Origin of the sequence: Daejeonella sp., assembly GCF_030695525.1 — a bacterium.
Taxonomy (GTDB): Bacteria; Bacteroidota; Bacteroidia; order Sphingobacteriales; family Sphingobacteriaceae; genus Daejeonella.
The window spans coordinates 1-20,474 of the sequence record NZ_JAUYSS010000024.1 but is presented as its reverse complement, the minus strand read 5'-3'; the positions used below and the strand labels follow the sequence as shown (position 1 = coordinate 20,474).

The 20,474-nt window shown below is 40.3% G+C and carries 17 protein-coding genes; 6 read left to right on the top strand and 11 right to left on the bottom strand.

The features are described 5' to 3' along the window. Positions 1 to 450: 450 nt before the first annotated feature. From Q8S11_RS05455 to Q8S11_RS05415, 9 genes are all read right to left on the bottom strand, one after another. A complete protein-coding gene (locus tag Q8S11_RS05455) occupies positions 451 to 1,704 on the bottom strand; it encodes a sulfate adenylyltransferase subunit 1 (protein WP_305661065.1) in 1,254 nt (417 codons plus the stop codon). A gap of 1 nt (position 1,705) precedes the next feature. Further along, positions 1,706 to 2,611, bottom strand: coding sequence for a sulfate adenylyltransferase subunit CysD (cysD, locus tag Q8S11_RS05450; RefSeq protein ID WP_305661064.1), 906 nt, complete (start codon positions 2,609 to 2,611; stop codon positions 1,706 to 1,708). A gap of 48 nt (positions 2,612 to 2,659) precedes the next feature. Next, complete coding sequence (locus Q8S11_RS05445) at positions 2,660 to 3,358, bottom strand: phosphoadenylyl-sulfate reductase (protein WP_305661063.1); 699 nt, start codon at positions 3,356 to 3,358, stop codon at positions 2,660 to 2,662. A 6-nt stretch (positions 3,359 to 3,364) separates the two neighbouring features. After that, positions 3,365 to 4,534 (bottom strand): PLP-dependent aspartate aminotransferase family protein, encoded by a 1,170-nt coding sequence (locus Q8S11_RS05440; RefSeq protein WP_305661062.1) that lies wholly within the window; start codon positions 4,532 to 4,534, stop codon positions 3,365 to 3,367. Positions 4,535 to 4,565: 31 nt separating this feature from the next. Beyond that, complete coding sequence (locus Q8S11_RS05435; protein WP_305661061.1) at positions 4,566 to 6,065, bottom strand: TSUP family transporter; 1,500 nt, start codon at positions 6,063 to 6,065, stop codon at positions 4,566 to 4,568. Continuing rightward, a complete protein-coding gene (gene cobA, locus Q8S11_RS05430; RefSeq protein WP_305661060.1) occupies positions 6,043 to 6,834 on the bottom strand; it encodes a uroporphyrinogen-III C-methyltransferase in 792 nt (263 codons plus the stop codon). The genes Q8S11_RS05435 and cobA overlap by 23 nt, the downstream gene beginning before the upstream one ends. Continuing rightward, positions 6,831 to 8,930, bottom strand: a complete 2,100-nt coding sequence (locus Q8S11_RS05425) for a HEPN domain-containing protein (protein ID WP_305661059.1) — start codon at positions 8,928 to 8,930, stop codon at positions 6,831 to 6,833. Before Q8S11_RS05425 ends, cobA begins: the two co-directional genes overlap by 4 nt. 205 nt (positions 8,931 to 9,135) lie before the next feature. Continuing rightward, positions 9,136 to 9,579, bottom strand: a complete 444-nt coding sequence (locus Q8S11_RS05420; RefSeq protein WP_305661058.1) for an Rrf2 family transcriptional regulator — start codon at positions 9,577 to 9,579, stop codon at positions 9,136 to 9,138. A gap of 216 nt (positions 9,580 to 9,795) precedes the next feature. Then, a complete protein-coding gene (locus Q8S11_RS05415; protein WP_305661057.1) occupies positions 9,796 to 11,031 on the bottom strand; it encodes an MFS transporter in 1,236 nt (411 codons plus the stop codon). Positions 11,032 to 11,243: 212 nt separating this feature from the next. Between Q8S11_RS05415 and Q8S11_RS05410 the strand changes: the two genes are divergently transcribed. Continuing rightward, on the top strand, positions 11,244 to 12,341 hold the full coding sequence (locus Q8S11_RS05410) for an SGNH/GDSL hydrolase family protein (RefSeq protein WP_305661056.1): 1,098 nt from the start codon (positions 11,244 to 11,246) through the stop codon (positions 12,339 to 12,341). 249 nt (positions 12,342 to 12,590) lie between these two features. After that, positions 12,591 to 12,776, top strand: coding sequence for a hypothetical protein (locus tag Q8S11_RS05405; RefSeq protein WP_305661055.1), 186 nt, complete (start codon positions 12,591 to 12,593; stop codon positions 12,774 to 12,776). Positions 12,777 to 12,806: 30 nt separating this feature from the next. Here the strand turns inward: Q8S11_RS05405 and uvrA are convergent, their stop codons facing one another. Beyond that, a complete protein-coding gene (gene uvrA / locus Q8S11_RS05400) occupies positions 12,807 to 15,611 on the bottom strand; it encodes an excinuclease ABC subunit UvrA (RefSeq protein WP_305661054.1) in 2,805 nt (934 codons plus the stop codon). A 243-nt stretch (positions 15,612 to 15,854) separates the two neighbouring features. Between uvrA and Q8S11_RS05395 the strand changes: the two genes are divergently transcribed. The 4 genes from Q8S11_RS05395 to recA all read left to right on the top strand — a co-directional run bounded on the left by Q8S11_RS05395 (position 15,855) and on the right by recA (position 18,691). After that, the gene (locus tag Q8S11_RS05395; RefSeq protein WP_305661053.1) at positions 15,855 to 16,451 is read left to right on the top strand and encodes an RNA polymerase sigma factor; all 597 of its coding nucleotides are present in this window, start codon (positions 15,855 to 15,857) and stop codon (positions 16,449 to 16,451) included. A 66-nt stretch (positions 16,452 to 16,517) separates the two neighbouring features. After that, positions 16,518 to 16,709 carry a hypothetical protein gene (locus Q8S11_RS05390; RefSeq protein ID WP_305661052.1) on the top strand — a complete coding sequence of 64 codons (192 nt, stop codon included), beginning with the start codon at positions 16,518 to 16,520 and terminating at the stop codon, positions 16,707 to 16,709. Between the two features lie 88 nt (positions 16,710 to 16,797). Further along, positions 16,798 to 17,550 carry an endonuclease III gene (gene nth, locus Q8S11_RS05385; RefSeq protein ID WP_305661051.1) on the top strand — a complete coding sequence of 251 codons (753 nt, stop codon included), beginning with the start codon at positions 16,798 to 16,800 and terminating at the stop codon, positions 17,548 to 17,550. 130 nt (positions 17,551 to 17,680) lie between these two features. Continuing rightward, the gene (gene recA, locus Q8S11_RS05380) at positions 17,681 to 18,691 is read left to right on the top strand and encodes a recombinase RecA (RefSeq protein ID WP_305661050.1); all 1,011 of its coding nucleotides are present in this window, start codon (positions 17,681 to 17,683) and stop codon (positions 18,689 to 18,691) included. 534 nt (positions 18,692 to 19,225) lie between these two features. On the opposite strand, the gene Q8S11_RS05375 is transcribed toward recA, so the two are convergent. Next, a partial coding sequence (locus Q8S11_RS05375; RefSeq protein WP_305661049.1) for an acetylxylan esterase occupies positions 19,226 to 20,474 on the bottom strand: 1,249 nt, incomplete at its 5' end.

Sequence of the window (20,474 nt, the reverse complement as noted above, 5' to 3'; positions counted from 1 at the left end):
TTGGCTCTTTTTATAAGCTGTATTTTGGTTGGATATCCCATATCTAGTCTTTTAACTAGATACTAAGGTCATAAAAAAAGACTTCAAATCCAATTATGAAGCCTTTTTTTTTTGTTATCTAGTAAATAGCCAAAGTCGAGGCTCCAGCTTTAGCTGGAGTTATTGAAATAGTTTGTTTTAGGGCCAGTCCGAACGGAGTTCATCCGGGCGGGCTTCAGCCCAATAATCTTCGATATTGAGAAACTCTTAAATTGGGCTTTAGCCCGATCGATATTCCTGGTTCTTAATTTACCATTTCCAAGGCATGGCGCTTAAGCACCAGCATATGTTCCTGCTTGGTCGCTTAAATTTTGGGCTGAAGCCCTCATGACAAATTACATTCACCCGGAGCTAAAGCACCGGGCTATTCGGATCCCTGGTTTTTTATTAATTTTGTTTTATGACATAAGCCTAGTATCCTGCATTAGCACGGAACATTAAGGCTCCTACAGTCAGGTTTGTACGCGGATCGATCAGAATTGCCCCTCCATTCAGCTTATTCTCCTGATATAAATCAAACGCAAGAGGTTCAGCAGTTTTAAGAACGATCCGTCCAATATCATTTAATTGAAAGGTATCCGTATCTATCTTTTCCAGAGTATTGATATTAACCTTATGAAGGATCTCGCGGATCTTACATTTAGTAACCTTACTGTTATGCTGAATCAGATACATAATAGACGAATCCAGCGGACGGGTATCCATCCAGCAAAGATCGGCCTCAATTTCTTGTGAAACCAATGGCTCATGAGAAGAATTTACCAAAATATCACCACGGCCAATATCAATATTATCCTTAAGGTGAAGGGTTACAGACATTCCCGAAGCTGCCTCCTCCTGTTCCGTAAAATTGGTTTCGATTTTACTGATCTCTGAATGGATTCCGGATGGAAGAACTGTAATCTTATCATTTACATGAAAACTTCCGCTTAAAATACGACCTGCATATCCGCGATAATCATGAAGCTCATCAGTCTGTGGCCTGATCACCCATTGTACAGGCATACGTGCCTGATGTGACAATACTGCTTCATTCACCTCAATGGTTTCGAGATGATCAAGCAGGCTTTTTCCATCATACCAGGACATATTATCAGATTTATTAACAATATTATCTCCCTTCAGAGCGCTTACCGGAATATAGGTTACCTCTTTCAGGTTAAGTTTAACTGCAATAGCAGCATAGGCCTTCCTGATTGAATTGAACACATCTTCACTGAAAGCTACCATATCCATCTTATTGATACAGACAACCACGTGTTTAAGTTCAAGAAGGGAAACCAGAAAAGAATGTCTGATTGTTTGTTCTACGACGCCATTTCGGGCATCCACCAGAATAATTGCCAGATCAGAATTGGATGCTCCGGTAACCATGTTACGGGTATACTGAATGTGTCCCGGAGTATCAGCAATAATAAACTTCCTTCTGTCAGTCTGAAAATATTTATAGGCAACATCAATGGTTATTCCCTGCTCGCGTTCAGCCTTTAAACCATCAGTTAAAATGGCCAGGTCAATTGTTCCATCGTCATTTTTACGGTTCGACTGCTGCAAAGCCTCAAGCTGATCGGCGAGTATTGACTCACTATCATAAAGAAGACGGCCAATCAATGTACTCTTTCCGTCGTCAACACTACCGGCTGTAAAAAATTTTAGTAAATCCATATTAAAAATAACCCCCCTTTTTACGGTCTTCCATGGCAGCCTCGGACACTTTATCATCCATTCTGGCGCCGCGTTCACTAATTTTTGAAAATTTGATCTCTTCAATGATATCATCGATCTGATCTGCATCCGATTCAACAGCAGCAGTACAGGTCATGTCCCCTACAGTTCTGAAACGCACATTCTTACGTTCTATATGATCCTCATGATCCATATTAAGGCATTCCGCAGCAGCCATTAACTGTCCATTACGGGTAATCACTTCACGTTCATGCGCAAAATAGATCGTAGGCAGTTCAATTTTTTCCCGACGTATATAATTCCACACATCCAGCTCAGTCCAGTTACTGATTGGGAACACCCTCACATTTTCTCCCTTATGAATCCTGCCATTATAAATGTTCCATAGTTCTGGCCGCTGACGTTTCGGATCCCATTGTCCGAATTCATCACGAACCGAAAATATTCTCTCTTTTGCACGTGCCTTTTCCTCATCCCTGCGGGCACCACCTATGCAGGCATCAAACTTATTTTCGGCAATAGTATCAAGCAAAGTAACCGTTTGCAAAGCATTTCTACTTGCATTTTTCCCTGTTTGTTCGATTACCTTTCCCTGATCAATCGAATCCTGAACATGGCCCACGATCAGTTTCTCCCCAATCCTGGAGATCATATTATCACGATAGCTAATGGTCTCCGGGAAGTTATGTCCTGTATCAATGTGCACCAGTGGAAATGGAAACTTTCCGGGTCTGAATGCTTTTTCAGCTAGTCTGACAAGTGTTATCGAGTCCTTTCCGCCAGAAAATAATAAAGCGGGTTTTTCAAACTGGCCGGCAACTTCTCGCAATATGTAAATTGCTTCGGCTTCCAGCTGGTCTAAATAAGTAGTGTCCTGTTTATTCATATTAAATTATAAAATCGCATCGTAACGCGTAAAAATTTGATTCATTTTTCAGGAAGAATGTAATCCACATTCCTTTTTATCCTGATCTTCCCACCACCAGCGACCGGCCCGGAAGTCTTCTCCTTCTTTAACAGCCCGGGTACAGGGCGCACATCCAATACTAGGGAAACCCTTGTCGTGCAATGGGTTATAAGGAATATTGTTTTCGCGGATGAATGTTTTAACCTGATCCAATGTCCAGTCGAAAATAGGATGGAATTTAAGGATCTGATTCGCATCATCCCACTCAATTGGATCCATGTGTTCCCTGTTCAGCGATTGTTCTGCACGTATACCGGTAATCCAGCAAGAATTTCCGGCAAGGGCCCGTTTCAAAGGTTCAATTTTCCTGATCGCACAACATTCCTTACGGTTTTCAACTGATTCATAAAAACTACTGGGGCCTTTTGAGCTAACCATTTTTTCTACCGCTGTTGTATCGGGATAATAGGCATGAATAGGCTTTCCATACATCTCAATTGTCCGGTTCCAGACATAATAGGTCTCCGGAAATAATCTTCCCGTTTCGATTGTAAATATTTTAATAGGGAGGTTATTCTTAAATATAATATGAGAAATCACCTGATCTTCCCATCCAAAGCTCGTTGAAAAAATCACTTCCCCCGGAAAAGCATTCACCAGATATTCCAGTGATTGTTCAATCCCTAAACCTTTAATCTCCTGAAGTATTTTTACCGAACTGTTCATTGTATTTTAATTTTTTGAATTGTCGAGTGCCTGTGTCAAATCTTCCAGGATATCATCAATGTCCTCCAAACCGACAGAGATCCTGATACTGCCCGGAAAAATTCCAATCTGTGCACGTTCTGCATCACTTAATTTAGAATGGGTAGTAGAGGCCGGATGGGTAGCTATTGAACGGGTATCCCCAAGATTAGGTGACAACATGATCATCTTCAATGCATCCATAAACCGTTTCCCGCGTTCAAAGCCTCCTTTAACAATAAAGGTAACAATACCACCACCCTGCTTCATCTGACGTTTAGCGAGTTCATATTGCGGGTGGGAAGGCAGATGTGGATATCTGACTACTTCCACTTCAGAATGCAGTTCCAAAGTCTCAGCTACTTTCAATGCATTACTGCAATGCCTGTCCATCCTTACCGGAAGCGTTTCAAGACTTTTCGAAATAGTCCATGCATTAAATGGTGACATAGCCGGACCTGTATGCCGGATAAAGAACATCAGCTCTTTCATCAGATCTTTACGGCCCACTACCACTCCCCCTAGTACTCTCCCCTGTCCGTCCATATATTTGGTTGCTGAGTGGCTAACCAGATCAGCACCATACTGAATGGGCTTTTGCAGATAAGGGGTTGCGAAACAATTATCAACGTTTAAGATGAAATTATGCTTTTGCTTTAATTTCCCCAACCATTCCAGATCAACCAGCTCAAGTCCTGGGTTAGATGGAGTTTCAAGAAAAACCATTTTTGTTTCAGGTCGGAGTGCAGGCTCAAAATCTTCTGGTTTTGAGGCATCCACATATGTTGTGGTAATTCCCCATCGAGGCAACAGTTGTGTGAATAACTGATGGGTAGATCCAAATATAGATCGAAAGGCAACAATATGATCTCCGCTGCGCAGCAAACCTGCAATCGATGCAAATACAGCCGCCATTCCTGATGAAAAAGCCAATCCCGCTTCAGCGCCTTCAAAATCCTTCACTTTGTCTATGAACTCGGTTGTATTTGGGTTAGAATAACGGGAATAGATATTTCCTTCTACTTCATCAGCAAACATAGCCCTTCCATGCTCTGCATCATCGAAAACAAAACTCGAGGTCAGATAAATCGGAACCGAATGTTCCCTGTTTGAGGTACGTGCTGCCTGAGTCCGTATGAGCTTGGATTTTTCTTTCATTATTCTGTATGATTTCGGCAAAAATACTTAATTAAATAAAATTAATGAGGGTACTGATCATTGTTTTAAGACTCACCAGAATAACAATTATACTTACGGCAATCATGATGGCCTTTACCGAAATTTTATTCGACAAACGGGCAGCAATAGGCGAGGCAATTGCACTGCCAATAACCAGACCCAACACAGCTTCCCAGTATACATTATTCAACATGGTGATGAATGCCAAAGAACTCATCAGTGCGATGAAGAATCTTGAAAGTTTTACTGTTCCCAAAGCATAACGGGCATTTCGTCCGCCTGCAATTAAAGATGATAAAACAATCGACCCCCAGCCACCGCCGCCAACCGCATCAATGAAACCACCTCCAAAACCAAGAAAACGAATATTTTTTATTTTAGACTTCCTTTTTTTTTGATTTATTTTGATTGCTTTAAGCAGAATCACAATTCCAAGAATTAAAGTATATAAAGAAACAATCGGCTTGGTTATATAGCTATAATGCTCAAGGGATGAAAGTAAAACCGCACCAAGCACTGCCCCTATTACTCCCGGTATGAGCAACATCCAGAATAAGCGCATATTCACATTTTTCATTCTGAAATGCATCCATCCGGCGATGCCATTGCTTAATATTTCTGAAACATGTACTGCCGTGCTTGCTGATGCCGGAGGGATTCCCATAGACAATGAGAAGGTAGTAGAAGTGACGCCATAGGACATTCCTATTGCTCCATCAATCATTGCAAAAATAAATCCGGCAATCAAAAAATAGTAAAAAGTTGGATGAATACCCTCTACATAAGTCCGGAATGCCGGATCATTAAACCAGAAAAGCCCAAAAATCAACAGAAGACTAAAAAAACCTGTCCCCCATAGCGCCCAGCGCATTCTTCGGCTGGCCACCTGCTCTGATGCAGGGGTAACCAGGATGGCAGTCGCTTTATTCAACTCCTTAACCTTATGTGCAAAATCGCCATTAAGGGTATTCCTTAATGCATTCATCTGCTGAAGGGAAAGATCCAGTTCATCCGGCAGGTTCTCCTGAAAAAGCTCTTTCAAACGTTTGGCAATGGTTGGCGACTTTCCATTTGTCGAAATCCCAATTTTAAGATCACCCTTTTTAACAATTGAACCCAGGTAAAAATCGCATAACTCAGGTTTGTCAGCTACATTAATAAGTAAATTCAGTCCACGAGCCATGGTTCTGATTTCTGCATTTATATGATTATCACCGGTAGCCAGAATGACCAGATCATGACCCAATAGATCGTTGGGTTCAAATCTCCTGTGAAACAGTTTTACTTCAGGATAAGCTGCAACAAAATCCAAAAGCGCTGGGAGAAATGTGTCAGAAACAATATTTATTTTTGCTTCAGGACTATTTAATAATACGGCCTGCAATTTTTCAAGTCCGATATTTCCACCCCCAACCAGTAAAACCTTAAGCTGATTCAGCTTAAGGAATACCGGAAAAAGTTGATTTCCCTCCTCTTTTACTTCAATGCTATTCTTGCTCTGAAAGCTCATAGAACGCCTTAATTGGCTGAAATTTGGAATGTAAGCCAACAACTTCGCCAAAGATAATTAATGCCGGAGAGTCAATTTTATGATCCTGAGCAGTTTCAAAAATCGTTGCAGCAGTAGCCACAACAACTTTCTCATTTTTCATAGATCCATTCTGAATCACCGCTGCGGGAAGCCGGCTTTTACCTTCAGCTACAAAAATTTCAGCGATCTCCTTTAATTTTTTCACGCCCATCAAAACGACAATTGTCGCATCTGTTTTCGCAGCAGTATAAAGATCTTTGGATATTTCTCCTGAACTGGTCGTTCCGGTTACCACCCAAAAACTTTCACTTGCACCACGATGGGTTACCGGTATTCCCTGAAGTGCCGGAACAGAGATACTGCTTGAAATTCCGGGTACGACTTCTGTTTGAATACTGTAAGATGCAGCCATTTCCAACTCCTCAAAACCACGTCCGAAAACGAATGGATCACCACCTTTGAGGCGAACCACATGACCATAGTTCAGAGCATAATCAATCATTAGTTTATTCACGGCATCCTGTGAATAGGAATGATCGCCGGAACGTTTCCCTACATAAACTTTAATCGCATTTTCTGGAGCAAAATCAAGTAATTCACTATTCACCAGTGCATCATACAGAACTACATCTGCAGATTTCAGAATACGTACTCCCTTGAGACTAATCAGTTCCGCATCACCCGGACCTGCCCCAACCAGGGTAATTCTTGGTTCCTTAACTATATTTTTTATCTGAGTTTGTATCATGGCTGAATCGCCTCCTTTGCTTTCTTAATTCGATTAATAAAATCAACTGTTGTACCCACATAGTGTTGAGCGAACTCAGCTGATGGCTCATTTTTATTTATTTGCAATACCAGATCGCTAAAGCTTCCATGTCCTTCAAGGATACTGCTCTCTTTGTATTGTTCATCAAAATCACGGATAATCCCGGTTTGAGTGCTGCTGTTGATGCCTTTATCAAGTAACATGGCCTTGGCACTGCTAATAAAGACACTATAAGCATGATAAATTGAATCAGAATATGCCTTTGCCTCATAAGATTCAACAGACCATTGCAGTTTCTCTTCTGCCTCAAGTAATAATGTTGAAACCAGATCGATCATTACTCCGGCACATTCTCCTACACCGATTGCTGTTTCAAATGTTTCTTCATGGCCCCAGTCAATAAATTCATCAGGTGTCAATGTACCAAGATCTGCAAGTGGCTTTAATAACTGATAAAAGTGATCTTTCCCATTTCGGTCATAATATTCGTTGAAAAGTTCATGTTCCTGCTTATTTTGTTTGTAATTATCAAGCACAATCCTGACAACATCTTTTGTTCTTTTCGATGGCACTTTAATTACCTTATCGGCTGCACGACCCAGTCCATCACCTAAAGTACCTCCCCCCAATAAAACCTGTGCAGCAGGAACTACTTTTCCGGCAGCCTTTAGTGAACTGCCATGAAAGCCAATTTGTGCAAGACCATGCTGACCACAACTGTTCATGCAACCGCTTATTTTTATTTTTATATCTTGATTATCAAGCAACTCATCATATTCATCATTGATAAGATCTTCCAGAACCCGTGCTAATTCGGTGCTGTTTGAAATTCCAAGATTACAGGTATCCGTACCTGGACAGGTGGTTACATCCCCCACACTATCAAATCCGGGCTTAACAAAATCCAGCTCCTTTAAACGTTCGAACAATAGTGGCAAAGCCTCTTTTCTGGCAAACTTTAAAAGCAAACCCTGATTGATTGTGATTCTTATTTCATCGGCTACAAGTCCGCTGATGGCCGAAATAAACTTTCTGGCTTTAGCTGTTGGAATGTCTCCGGTAGTAACCTTAATGTAAACACCATAAAATCCTTCCTGCTTTTGCTCAAACACATTTGTATCAAGCCAGCGCTGATATTGAAACTGATCAGTGAGCTGAACTTCCAGCAGAGAATTTACTTCAGGAATTTCCGGCAGGGCAATGGTATCACGATCAATGACAAATTTCTTAAAACGAATGGCTACCTTTTCTTCTTCAATAAGTCTTAAAACCTCCTCAAGGCCCAATTTCGCAACCAGGAATTTCATTCTTGCTTTATTCCTGTTGGTACGTTCCCCATGTCTGTCGAACACCCTCAGGGTAGCCTCAATGTATGGGATCAATTCATCTTCGGGAAGAAAATCGTTTATGGCATGAGCGATCGCTGGCTGTGCCCCAAGACCGCCGCCAAACAAGACTTTAAACCCACGAATCTCTTTACCTTCCTTAATCAGAACCTTTGGAATAAAACCCAGGTCATGAATATAAGTGAATGCAGAATCTGCTTCAGTGGCAGAAAATGCAATTTTGAATTTTCTGCCCATTTCCTGACAAATTGGGTTACGCAAAAAATACTTAAAGGTTGCATGAGCATAAGGTGAAACATCAAAAGGCTCATTAGGATCAATCCCGGCGGTTGAAGAAGCGGTAACATTTCTCACAGTATTTCCGCAGGCTTCTCTGAGTGTGATGTCATCCTGCTCCAGCTTTGCCCATAATTCAGGTGTACGATCCAGACTTACATAGTGTATCTGAATATCCTGACGCGTGGTTAAATGGAGATTGCTGCTCGCATACTCATCAGAAATATCAGCTATACGTAATATTTGTTTAAAGCTAACTTTTCCGAAAGGAAGCTTGATCCGAATCATCTGTACTCCGGGCTGACGCTGACCATAAATACCGCGGGCCAAACGAAGGCTGCGAAATTTTTCATCATGGATCTTTCCTTCACGAAATTCCCTGATCTTCTTTTCGAGTTCAATAATATCCTTTTGTACAATCGGATCTTCTAATTCTGTTCTGAAACTGTTCATTTATTTTCAAAAAAAAACCTCTTCTGGTGTTTGAAGAGGTTCATGCATATAATAAATTATTTTATGTCTTGTCTTCCTCAATGATTAATTATACCCATATAACAACAATTCATAATTGTTTCATTGAACATATGGAGTTCTAAATTTTTCATTGGCCAAATATAATACAAAGTATATAGAACTAGTAGACTTTTTTGAAAAAAAATTATTGGCTATAATTTTGAACCAAATCTTTCTCTCTTTTTATCACATCAGCTATACTTGTTTCGCTTAAAATCTTGACTGTAGCATCCCTCACATCCACAAAAACATCTCTTACCCCACAAGTTGCTTCATTGTCGCATTCATCGCATTTCTGGTAAAAATTCAAACTAACACAGGGAAGAAGCGCAACGGGTCCACCGGTAATACGTAATATCTGAACAACCGAAATCTCTGCAGGATCTTTTACAAGCCCATATCCACCTCCGGATCCTTTTTTACTGTATAAGAGCCCAGCATTTCTGAGGTCGAGAAGAATTTGCTCGAGAAACTTTTTAGGAATATGCTCTTCAGAGGCAATTTTGGAAATTTGAATAGGAATCCCTCCAAAATTTTTTCCCAAAACTACGAGGGCCTTTAAAGCATAACGGGTTTTTTTAGAAAGCATTAGTTAGTTGGTTAGTTGTTGGTTGGTTAGTTGGTTAGTAACTCCGTGTTCATTGTCTAAATTGATTCAAAACTACAACACGATAGCTATCGGGTTTCAACTGAACCAATACATAGTCCTTGTTCCTTGTTCTTAATTACTTAATCAAATTAAAATATCAAAATTTTCAATGAAGTAGAATTAGTCATGATTCTTTGTTCTTTGTTCAATTTCTGTTCAATCGTTATTTTTTACAATTCTACTAACTCTCAAAAGTAAAAATACAGAAATTATCGAAAGTAATACCACTACATAAACAAGAGCATCATAATGTTCGAGCGGACTAAATTTATTATTCTGAACAACAATCATCCCTCCCAGAGCAGCGGCTATTCCACCGGAAATCTGTTGAAGTGATGAGTTTACTCCCATAAATGCCCCCCGGTCTTTTTTTTGAGGCAAGGCAGAGGTGAGGGCAATAGAGGGCACCATCCGACTCATGAAGCCCACTTGCAACCCAAGGTTCATGACCAGAACAATCCAGAATGAAACTGGCCCCAGATTCGCGTAAATTATAATCACAACAATCAGGATTACCGATGCGATTGTAAACAATTGAAATTTATCAAAACGATCACTCAGTTTTCCAACAATCGGCATAATAGTAAGTGTGCATATTCCGGAGGCCATATAAATAAATGGAAGCTCCTGTGCCGTAATCTTCAAATTATTGATCACATAAGCGCTCCCCCATGGCATCATCATAAAACTTCCCAATGAAAGGAATGCAGTTGCCATAAAACCAATACGATATTTTCGCAAAGTCAGCGTCTGCCATAAATGAACTATCGCATTCTGATCACTTTTTTGCTCAAGATGCTCAGTTACCGGCTTCAATTTAATTAAAATAAAGAGCCAGACTATAATCGACAAGCCTACTATCATCAGAAATGGCGACTGCCAGCCCCAAATATTCGCGATATATAAACTTATTGGAATTCCTAAAACCTGACTTGCTCCAAAACCCATTTGCAGGAAGCCAAACACCCTGCCCCTTTTCTCAAGCGGAAATAAGTCTGAAACAATAGCCATAGAAATTGAGCCGATCACTCCCCCAAACAAACCGGTAAAAATCCTTGCAGCCAAAAGCATCGGATAGGTATGACTTAAACCACAAAAAAGTGTACCGACAATGAAGCCGATATAAAAGAATAATAGCAATTTCTTTCTGTCAAAACGATCCGCGAATCCCGCGGTCATTAGTCCTGAGAACCCGGCACTAAAGGCATATGCAGATACCGACAATCCAAATTGGGTGGTACTCAGGTTCATGGATTTCATCAGGAGATCGCCCAGCGGAGAGATTACAATAAAATCCAGGACAACTGTAAACTGAGTCAAAGTTAGAATCAGTATTACAAAAATTTCATACGATGAGAATTTAAGCTTTATGTCGGCAGCTTCTGTACTCATCCTGAAATTGTATAACTGAACATATCTCCTTTACCAATTGGTTTTGGCAATGCAAGATAATGGTTTATACATTTAATCAGGATGAAATATTAAAGCTAATTGTCTGAAAAGGACAACCTTATTAAGCCTACTACATAAAATCCCAAAGCTGCTTCTTGTTCCTTATTTTTTGTAATCCTATATTTAATCACACATTAGAAAAAAACCATCACATGCGTAAATTTATTTGCCTTCTTATTCTAAGTTTTATCGGTACTTCGGCCTTTTCACAGGAAAGTGCTGCCAAAAAAGAAAATGTAATCTATTATGGAAAAGAATCTTTCCTAATTGAGGGCACCGGGGTTCCTGAATCCGAGAAAGAAAGTCCGTACGACCGTTTACCAGCCTCCTACAAGGATAAAGTCAGAAAACCAGTTTGGGATCTGTCGAAAAATTCCGCCGGAATCTCCATAAGATTTAATACCAACTCAAGTTCTGTAAAAGTTAAGTGGGCTTTACTTAATGATACAAAAATGAACCATATGGCCGAAACGGGCATCAAAGGCGTTGATCTGTATTGTAAAGTTAATGGGGTATGGACTTATGTTAATACAGGAAGACCAACAGCAAAAGAAAATGAAGCTTCCCTGATCAGTTCTTTAAGTCCGGGAGAAAGGGAGTTTAAGCTCTATTTACCACTTTATGATGGAACAACCAAAGTGGAAGTTGGCATAGAAAGCGGAAGTACAATGACCAAACCTGCTGCTGATAAAATGCTGCCGATTGTTTTTTATGGTACGAGTATTTTACAGGGCGGTTGCGCCTCAAGACCCGGCATGGTGTTTACAAGCATCATCTCCAGAAAGCTGAATGTAGATTGTATTAACTTCGGTTTTAGTGGCAATGGAAGAATGGATCCGCCAATGGCCGAGCTTATTTCAGGAATAAAGGCATCCTATTATGTGATTGACTGTCTTCCAAATATGACTGCCAAACAAGTCACGGATAGTGTTATACCATTAGCCAAAACAATCCGCGCTAAAAATCCAAAAACACCAATTGTATTTGTCGAAAATGTGGAATATACCAGAGCTATTTTTCAAACCAGTTTACTTAATAGTATGAATGAGAAGAATCAGGCATTGAAAACAGAATTCGATAAGCTGGTAAAAGGGGGCATGAAAGATCTTATTTACATCAGTGCTGCCGGTTCAATTGGTACAGATTATGAAGGTACTGTAGATGGAACCCACCTGACCGATCTGGGTTTTCTGCGTTATGCAGATTATCTGATTGAGAAATTCAAGGAAAATAAACTGGCTATCAGATGATTTAAGCTGATTGATAAGCATCTGCATTAAATAATAGAAGTATATAATTAAAAATATGGTCAGATTGGTTATTCTGATTTGGAAAGCAAGGCTGGTGCTCCTCGGCTCCTGTAGCCGGGCTCTGCGCTGTAGCTTTTGCCATGAAATTTTGTTGTAATTAGTGTAATTGATTCGGCAAATGGCTGCCGCTTCGATCCCGTTTAGATTGCAGGGACAGTAATTATTTTATTAGGATCAAAATTTTTATGAATGAAATATTCATTAATAGTTGCTGACAGAAGAACTTCCGCCCCAGGTAAACTAAACCGGGGCGGTAGCGATAGCTTTTTTGCGGACAGGGTTTTTGTCATGTACGATTTTTTGCCGCAAAAAACTAAAGCAGAGAACCGGAAGCAAAAACCAAAGAACCACAGCAGCACCTTTCCAAAAATTTAAGCAAGCAAAATATTTACGAAACCTTAAATCCTACCCCTTGAACCTCTCCTTCAAAAATTTGCCTGTGTAAGAGTTATTCTCTTTGATTAACTCTTCAGGAATTCCTTCAAAAACAACCGTACCACCCTTATCACCGCCTTCGGGACCGATATCAATCACCCAGTCGGCACATTTAATCACATCCATATTATGTTCAATAACAATAATAGTATTGCCCTGAACGATTAAAGCATCGAATGATTTCAATAGTTTTTTGATGTCGTGAAAATGGAGACCCGTTGTAGGTTCATCAAAAATGAACAGGGTTTTGCTGCTGTTGTTTCCTTTGACCAGGAAAGAAGCCAGTTTGATACGCTGCGCTTCTCCTCCTGAGAGGGTATTTGACGATTGACCGAGATGCACATAACCCAAACCCACATCTGCCAGAGGCTTGATCTTTGCAAGAATCTTTGGTTCATGCTCAAAAAACAGAAGCGCCTCATCTATGGTCATGTCCAATACTTCAAAAACATTCTTCTCTTTATAGGTCACATCCAGCACATGCTGCTTAAATCGCTTTCCATCACAGGCTTCACAAGGCAGGTAAATATCGGCCATGAACTGCATTTCGATTTTCACTTCACCTTCACCCTGACATACATCACAACGCCCACCTTCCACATTGAAAGAAAATGCAGAAGGCTTGAGTCCACCGGCTTTTGCAAGCCCTTGTGAAGCAAATAAATTCCTGATCTCATCCCATGCCTTCACATATGTTACCGGATTAGAGCGCGAAGAACGGCCTATTGGATTCTGATCTACAATTTCAACCTGTTCGATCTTATTAAAATCACCACCGATAGCATCATAGGCTCCTGTTTGTTCCCCGGAGTAATTACCTATCGCTTTTTGAACCGCAGGCTGCAATATTCGTTTAACAAGGGAGGTTTTTCCTGAACCTGATACGCCGGTAACAACGGTAAGTATATTCAAAGGAAATTTGACATCGACATCCCTGAGGTTATTTTCACGGGCGCCTTTAATTTCAATATAATCACTCCATTTCCGTCGTTGTGATGGTATGGAGATAGATTGTCTTCCGCTGAGATACTGCCCGGTCAGACTTTTCTCATCTCTCAATATTTCATCAAAACTTCCAGTAAATACCAGGTTACCGCCATGCGTTCCGGCTTCAGGACCGATATCAATGATATGATCGGCCGAATGCATAATCTCTTCCTCATGTTCAACCACCAGAACCGTATTTCCTACATCCCTTAAGGAGCGCAATACTTCGATCAGCCGATGAGTATCCCTTGGGTGAAGTCCGATACTCGGTTCATCGAGCACATAGACAGACCCAACCAGTGAACTGCCTAATGAAGTGGCCAGGTTAATACGCTGGGATTCCCCGCCAGATAAAGTATTCGACAAACGGTTAAGCGTGAGATAGCTCAATCCAACGTCGTTTAAAAATTTGATCCGGTTGGTAATTTCCATCAATAAACGCTTTGCAATCTTAAGCTGTGTGGCATCCAATTCCAGACCCTGAAAAAACTCAAGGGCTTTATCCAATGGCATCAGTACAAAATCGGTAATTGAATGTTCCGCAATTTTTACATAAGATGCATCCTGACGAAGACGGCTTCCATGACATTCCGGACAATTTGTCTTACCTCTGTATCTTGAAAGCATCACCCGGTACTGAATTTTAAAGGTTTGTGTTTCCAGCTCCTTGAAGAACTCATCAAGCCCGCTGAAATATTCATTCCCTGTCCATAGCAGGCGCTTTTGATCCGAATTTAATTGATTGTAGGAACGATGAATAGGAAAATCGAATTTGATCGCATTCTTAACAAGTTTATTTAGCCATTCCCCCATTTTTTCACCTCTCCAGGCTGCAATCGCACCATCATAAACAGATTTACTTTTGTCGGGAATTACCAGATCTTCATCAATTCCGATGATCTTACCGTAACCCTCGCAACGTTTACATGCCCCAAAAGGATTATTAAAGCTGAAAAAATTCGGACTGGGTTCTTCAAAGCGTAATCCATCCAGTTCAAAACGATCGCAAAAAAAGTGCAAATTACCTCTTACTTCCAGCAAACAATCCCCTCTGCCTTCAAAAAATGCAGTCTGAACAGAATCGGCCAAACGGCTCAATGTCTCCTCATCATCAGAAACCGAAACCCTGTCGATAACAATTTTTATATCGACATCGGTACCCGATTGAGAATTATCGCTTGTTTGATCATCCAAAAGCTCTTCAATTTTCGATAACTGATCATTTATCAGTACACGGGTGAAGCCTTTCTGTAACAATACTGCCAATTCTTCTTTAAGTGAACGGTTATTGTGCGCATGCAGCGGGCATAAAACAGATACTGAAGTCTCAGGCTCAAGGCCTGAAATATAATTGATCACATCAGTAACAGTGTCCCTTTTCACTTCTTTTCCTGAAACAGGAGAAATTGTTTTTCCTATTCTGGAAAACAATAATTTGAGATAATCATAAATCTCAGTTGAAGTACCAACAGTTGATCGGGGATTACTGGTAATTACCTTTTGCTCAATAGCAATTGCGGGCGCAATGCCTTTAATATAATCTACATCAGGTTTGCTCATTCGCCCCATAAACTGCCTCGCATAGGAAGAAAGGCTTTCGACATATCGTCGCTGACCTTCGGCATACAATGTATCGAAAGCCAGTGAAGATTTTCCTGAGCCTGACATCCCGGTAATGACAACCAATTTATTCTTAGGGATGGCCACATCAATATTCTTCAAATTATGAACCCGTGCCCCCTTGATAATAATATACTTTTTAGGATCTTTTTCCGCCTCTTTGTTCATTCTTAAACTCCAAACTGCTTTTTATTCGTATATCTATTTAAAATATCTAATTATTTGGATTGCAAAAATACAGCTATAAGAACTTATTATCTATGACAGATCGATTATTCTTTGATTTTGGCAAAATTTTTGCTTCATTTGAAATAACTAAGCAGTATATATTAACTTTTCATAGGAGACCTGTTATCGAATAAACTCTACTTCAATATCTTTTGGGAATTTACATTTAAGAGAATTTAAAGTATGAGTACTATAAATATTCAATCGATTAGCGATCAGGAGCTGGTAAATCAATATATCCATGGCCATGAGTCAAGTCTGGAAGAGCTCATTCGCAGGCATAAATCCAAAATTTACACCTCCATTTATTTACTCGTCAAAGATTCATATCTGGCAGAGGATATATTTCAGGATACTTTCATAAAGGTTATCAATACCCTGAAAGCAGGCAGGTATAATGAAGAAGGGAAATTTCTGCCCTGGGTGATCAGGATTGCCCATAACCTGGTGATTGATCATTTCAGAAAGATGAAGCGTGCTCCGGTGGTTACCACAGTTGAGGGCTTCGATATTTTTGAGGTTCTTAAGTTCTATGATGAAAGCACCGAGGACAAGCTCATCCGGGAACAAACTTATCAGGATCTCAGGGGACTGATTCACCATTTACCATCAGAACAAAAAGAGGTGCTGATTATGCGTCATTATGGGGATTTGAGTTTTAAGGAAATTTCAGATATCACAGGGGTAAGTATTAATACTGCTTTAGGCCGTATGCGGTATGCATTGAATAATTTGCGCAAAATGATGCTAACCAGGGAATTAACTTTGAAAAATAATTAAAATTATTTTCAGACCGACAAAACATTTCTGTTACAACTGCGTTTAATCCTAAAAAATAATTCGCTTATGATAGAAACATCTACCCCTGCAACAAATTCATTAACCAACACAAAAGCTGAAAGTAGTCTTTTCGCTGAAGATTTAGGAGAGGATGAACAATCATTCTACTCATCTATAAAACCAGGTTTAAATGCATTGACCAATAATCCAACTGAGAAAACAATCAGAAGTATTTTGGATTATTCACAATCGCTGTAAGAATTTGAACAAAAAAACCGGTCCTGGGGATCGGTTTTTTTTGCTTTATTATTAAAGCCAGATCAACCAATCCATCTATATTTGTTCTGTGCTAATAAAAGACAGATACAAAGCCTTTGTAGAATATTTTTCATCTCATCAGCCTGAGGCAGAAACTGAACTGCATTATGAAAATCCTTATCAGTTACTGGTAGCAGTCATTTTATCTGCCCAATGTACAGATAAACGGATAAACCAGGTAACACCCCGCTTATTTGAGCGGTATCCCAATCCTGAAAGTTTATCTGAAGCCACACCCGAGGAAGTATTTAACTACATTAGGAGTGTTAGTTATCCGAACAATAAATCCAAACATCTGGTGGGCATGGCCCAAAAACTGGTGTCGGAGTTCAATAGTATTGTCCCCTCAGATATTGAGGATCTCCAAAAGATGCCGGGTGTAGGCCGGAAAACTGCAAATGTGATTGCATCAGTGATATTCAATGCACCTGCAATGGCTGTAGATACCCATGTATTCAGGGTTTCCAATCGTATTGGTTTAACCAGAAATGCAAAAACTCCATTGGCAGTGGAGAAACAATTGGTAAACTATCTCCCAAAAGACAAAATCCATATTGCCCATCACTGGCTCATCCTGCACGGACGATATGTTTGTATTGCAAGAAATCCAAAATGCCAGAGTTGCCCCCTGACAGAAATTTGCAAGTATTATCAGCAAAGTCAGACAGAAAGCGCTTTATTAAAAGCAGAGAAAGCACAGTTGAAAAAGGCAAATGAGCTGAAAAAGAAAAGACTGGTGGATAAGACAGCCAAGGCCCTTAAAAAATTTAAAGCGATATAATATCTTACTATAATTTTTTGAGAGATTAAATCAATATCTTGATTTTTAAGAGAACCTAAAATAATATTTTGATAATATTTTTAGTATTTTAAAATATTTAATATAAATTTGGAGACATAAAACTAAAATAATGAGCAACGCAGATAAATTAAAAGCTTTACAGCTTACGCTTGATAAACTTGAAAAATCATACGGAAAGGGAACCGTCATGAAATTAGGAGACAATGCGGTAGAGGCAATAGAAGCAATTTCAACCGGTTCAATCAGCCTGGATATTGCCCTGGGTATCGGGGGATTACCGAAAGGCCGTGTGATAGAAATTTATGGCCCTGAATCTTCAGGTAAAACAACCCTGGCCATTCATGCCATTGCAGAGGCTCAGAAAAAAGGGGGGATAGCAGCGTTTATTGATGCTGAGCATGCTTTTGATAAATTTTATGCAAGTAAGTTAGGGGTGGATATCGAAAATCTTTTGATCTCCCAACCCGATAATGGCGAGCAGGCACTTGAGATTGCCGACAATCTGATTCGTTCAGGAGCCATAGATATTATCGTGATTGACTCTGTTGCGGCACTTGTTCCAAAAGCAGAGATTGAAGGTGAAATGGGTGATTCTAAAATGGGTTTGCATGCACGTTTAATGTCACAAGCTTTAAGGAAATTAACCGGTACGATCTCCAAAACAGGATGTTGCTGTATCTTCATTAACCAGTTAAGGGATAAGATAGGCGTTATGTTTGGAAGTCCGGAGACAACTACTGGTGGAAATGCCCTGAAGTTTTATGCTTCAGTACGTTTAGACATACGCAGAATTTCTCAAATAAAAGATACCGATGAGGTCTCAGGAAACAGGGTTAAAGTAAAAGTTGTAAAAAACAAACTTGCTCCTCCTTTCCGAATTGCAGAATTTGATGTCATGTTTGGGGAAGGAATCTCAAAAGCAGGTGAAATCATTGACCTTGGTGTTGATTTCGACATTATTAAAAAAGCAGGTTCATGGTTCAGCTATGGTGATACCAAGTTAGGCCAGGGCCGTGATGCGGTGAAGCAATTATTGCTTGACAATCCCGATCTGATGGACGAGCTTGAAGCAAAGATCAAGGCTACCGTAACCGCCGATCATCTCGAAGAAAAAAAATAATTAAAAAATCCCGCTTAAGTTAAGCGGGATTTTTTTTGCTAAAAAGTATTTGCTAATTCTGAAATCAGTAGTGTCCGGGGAAATTTTTTATTAAGGTTTAGCCCGGCAGCAGAATTGAAACTCTTGCCATATTTAGGAAGGAGGGTATTTTTCTTAATGATTGAGTTATTTTAATCTCGGGTATAGAAGTATCACTCAATAGGGCCCGCCTTCAGGCGGGTTGTAATCGGAGTGATTCAATTCGGGCTTCAGCCCCACATATAGCAGGTTAGAAAATAACGTAAACCGGTGCTTCAGCGCCGACAACATTAAATCGGGCTGAAGCCCGATGCGGGTGATCCGGTATAAACGGATTATTTTGGGCTGAAGCCCGGAACATCCCCCTTGTATACCCCGCTTAAAAGCGGGGCCTATTGAGCGAGTGCGCTAACAGCGGGGCTTGATTTTTAAAAGCAGGAAATAAAATCGTTCAGGATAATTTTAAAAGGATATTTTTAAACATTTTATTTTTACCGGACAACAATGATTCTGAAATCAATTCACTTTCAACTGCTGTTGCAACCACTTATCCATATTTTCCCTTTGCTCAGGATACATCCAGTGCCCGGTTTCTACTGCCAGAAATAATGATTTCGGCGCCGTGATCACATTGTATGATGCATACATTGAGGTCGGGGGACAAGTGACATCATTAAATCCCCAGCTATACATTCCCGGAACTTTTAATAGTCTTGCAAAGTTTACTACGTCATAATATCCTGTCGTTTTAATTTTATCAGGAGTGCTGCCGGTATTTACATTATCCTTATTGAACAAATGAGGCCATCCGCCGGCTCTGCCAATCATAAAACCTGTCAGATCACTAAGTGCAGGGTAATAGGCACCCAAAAATTTAACCCTTGAATCAAGGGCCGCAGTAATGATGGATAATGCCCCTCCCTGACTTCCACCGGTCACACCCAAAGTGCTGCCATCAAACTCAGGCAGGGAAGTTAAAAAATCATTCGCCCTGACACAGCCCATATACACCCGTTTAAAGTAGTAGCGGTCACGGTCTTCAAGATTAAAAGCCTGATAGCCCGACAAAGCACCTACGCCCAGATTAGCATAGACGTTTGGATCCATGTTAACCGGAACGCCATGAATACCAATTTCTAAGGTAATCACCCCTTTTTCTGCTGTTGCCACATCCCCGTTATATGGTCTTACCCCCGCTCCGGGAACCCGAAGCAATGCAGGATATTTTCCCGGCTTCTTTGGAACACATAGTATTCCGTACAATCTGCTACCCATACGGAAATTCTGAATATTTACATGGTAAACATTTACCTTTTCTGTAGAACGCTCAGGCAATAAAGTCATCCGGGCATCCATTGGTATTTTTGCAAGATCCGCTTTCGCATTATTCCAGAACTGCACAAAATCATCAGGGCTTACCGCAGCCGGCTTAATTTGTCCGGGATCAAATCCTACCGTAGCAAGGCTACTATACTTTTTACCATTTACTTCAGCAGTAACTACACAACGATAAAATCCCGGGGTTTTCATTGTTCCTGCCTCAATTGTTGTTAATCCATTCGAAAGCTGCATTGAATCGCGCTTCTCAGGGTTCATTTTTTCAGGCCCGAGCTCGTAAACAACTTTTACATTTTTTAAAGGATTTCCATATTGAAGTACAGAGACATTGAACTTAACCTTTTCCCCAACTTTGTAAACCCAGTTCGGATGATCAGGGCCAATAATAACTTTGACATTCTGCTCTACTGGCTGAGCTGCTGTAGCA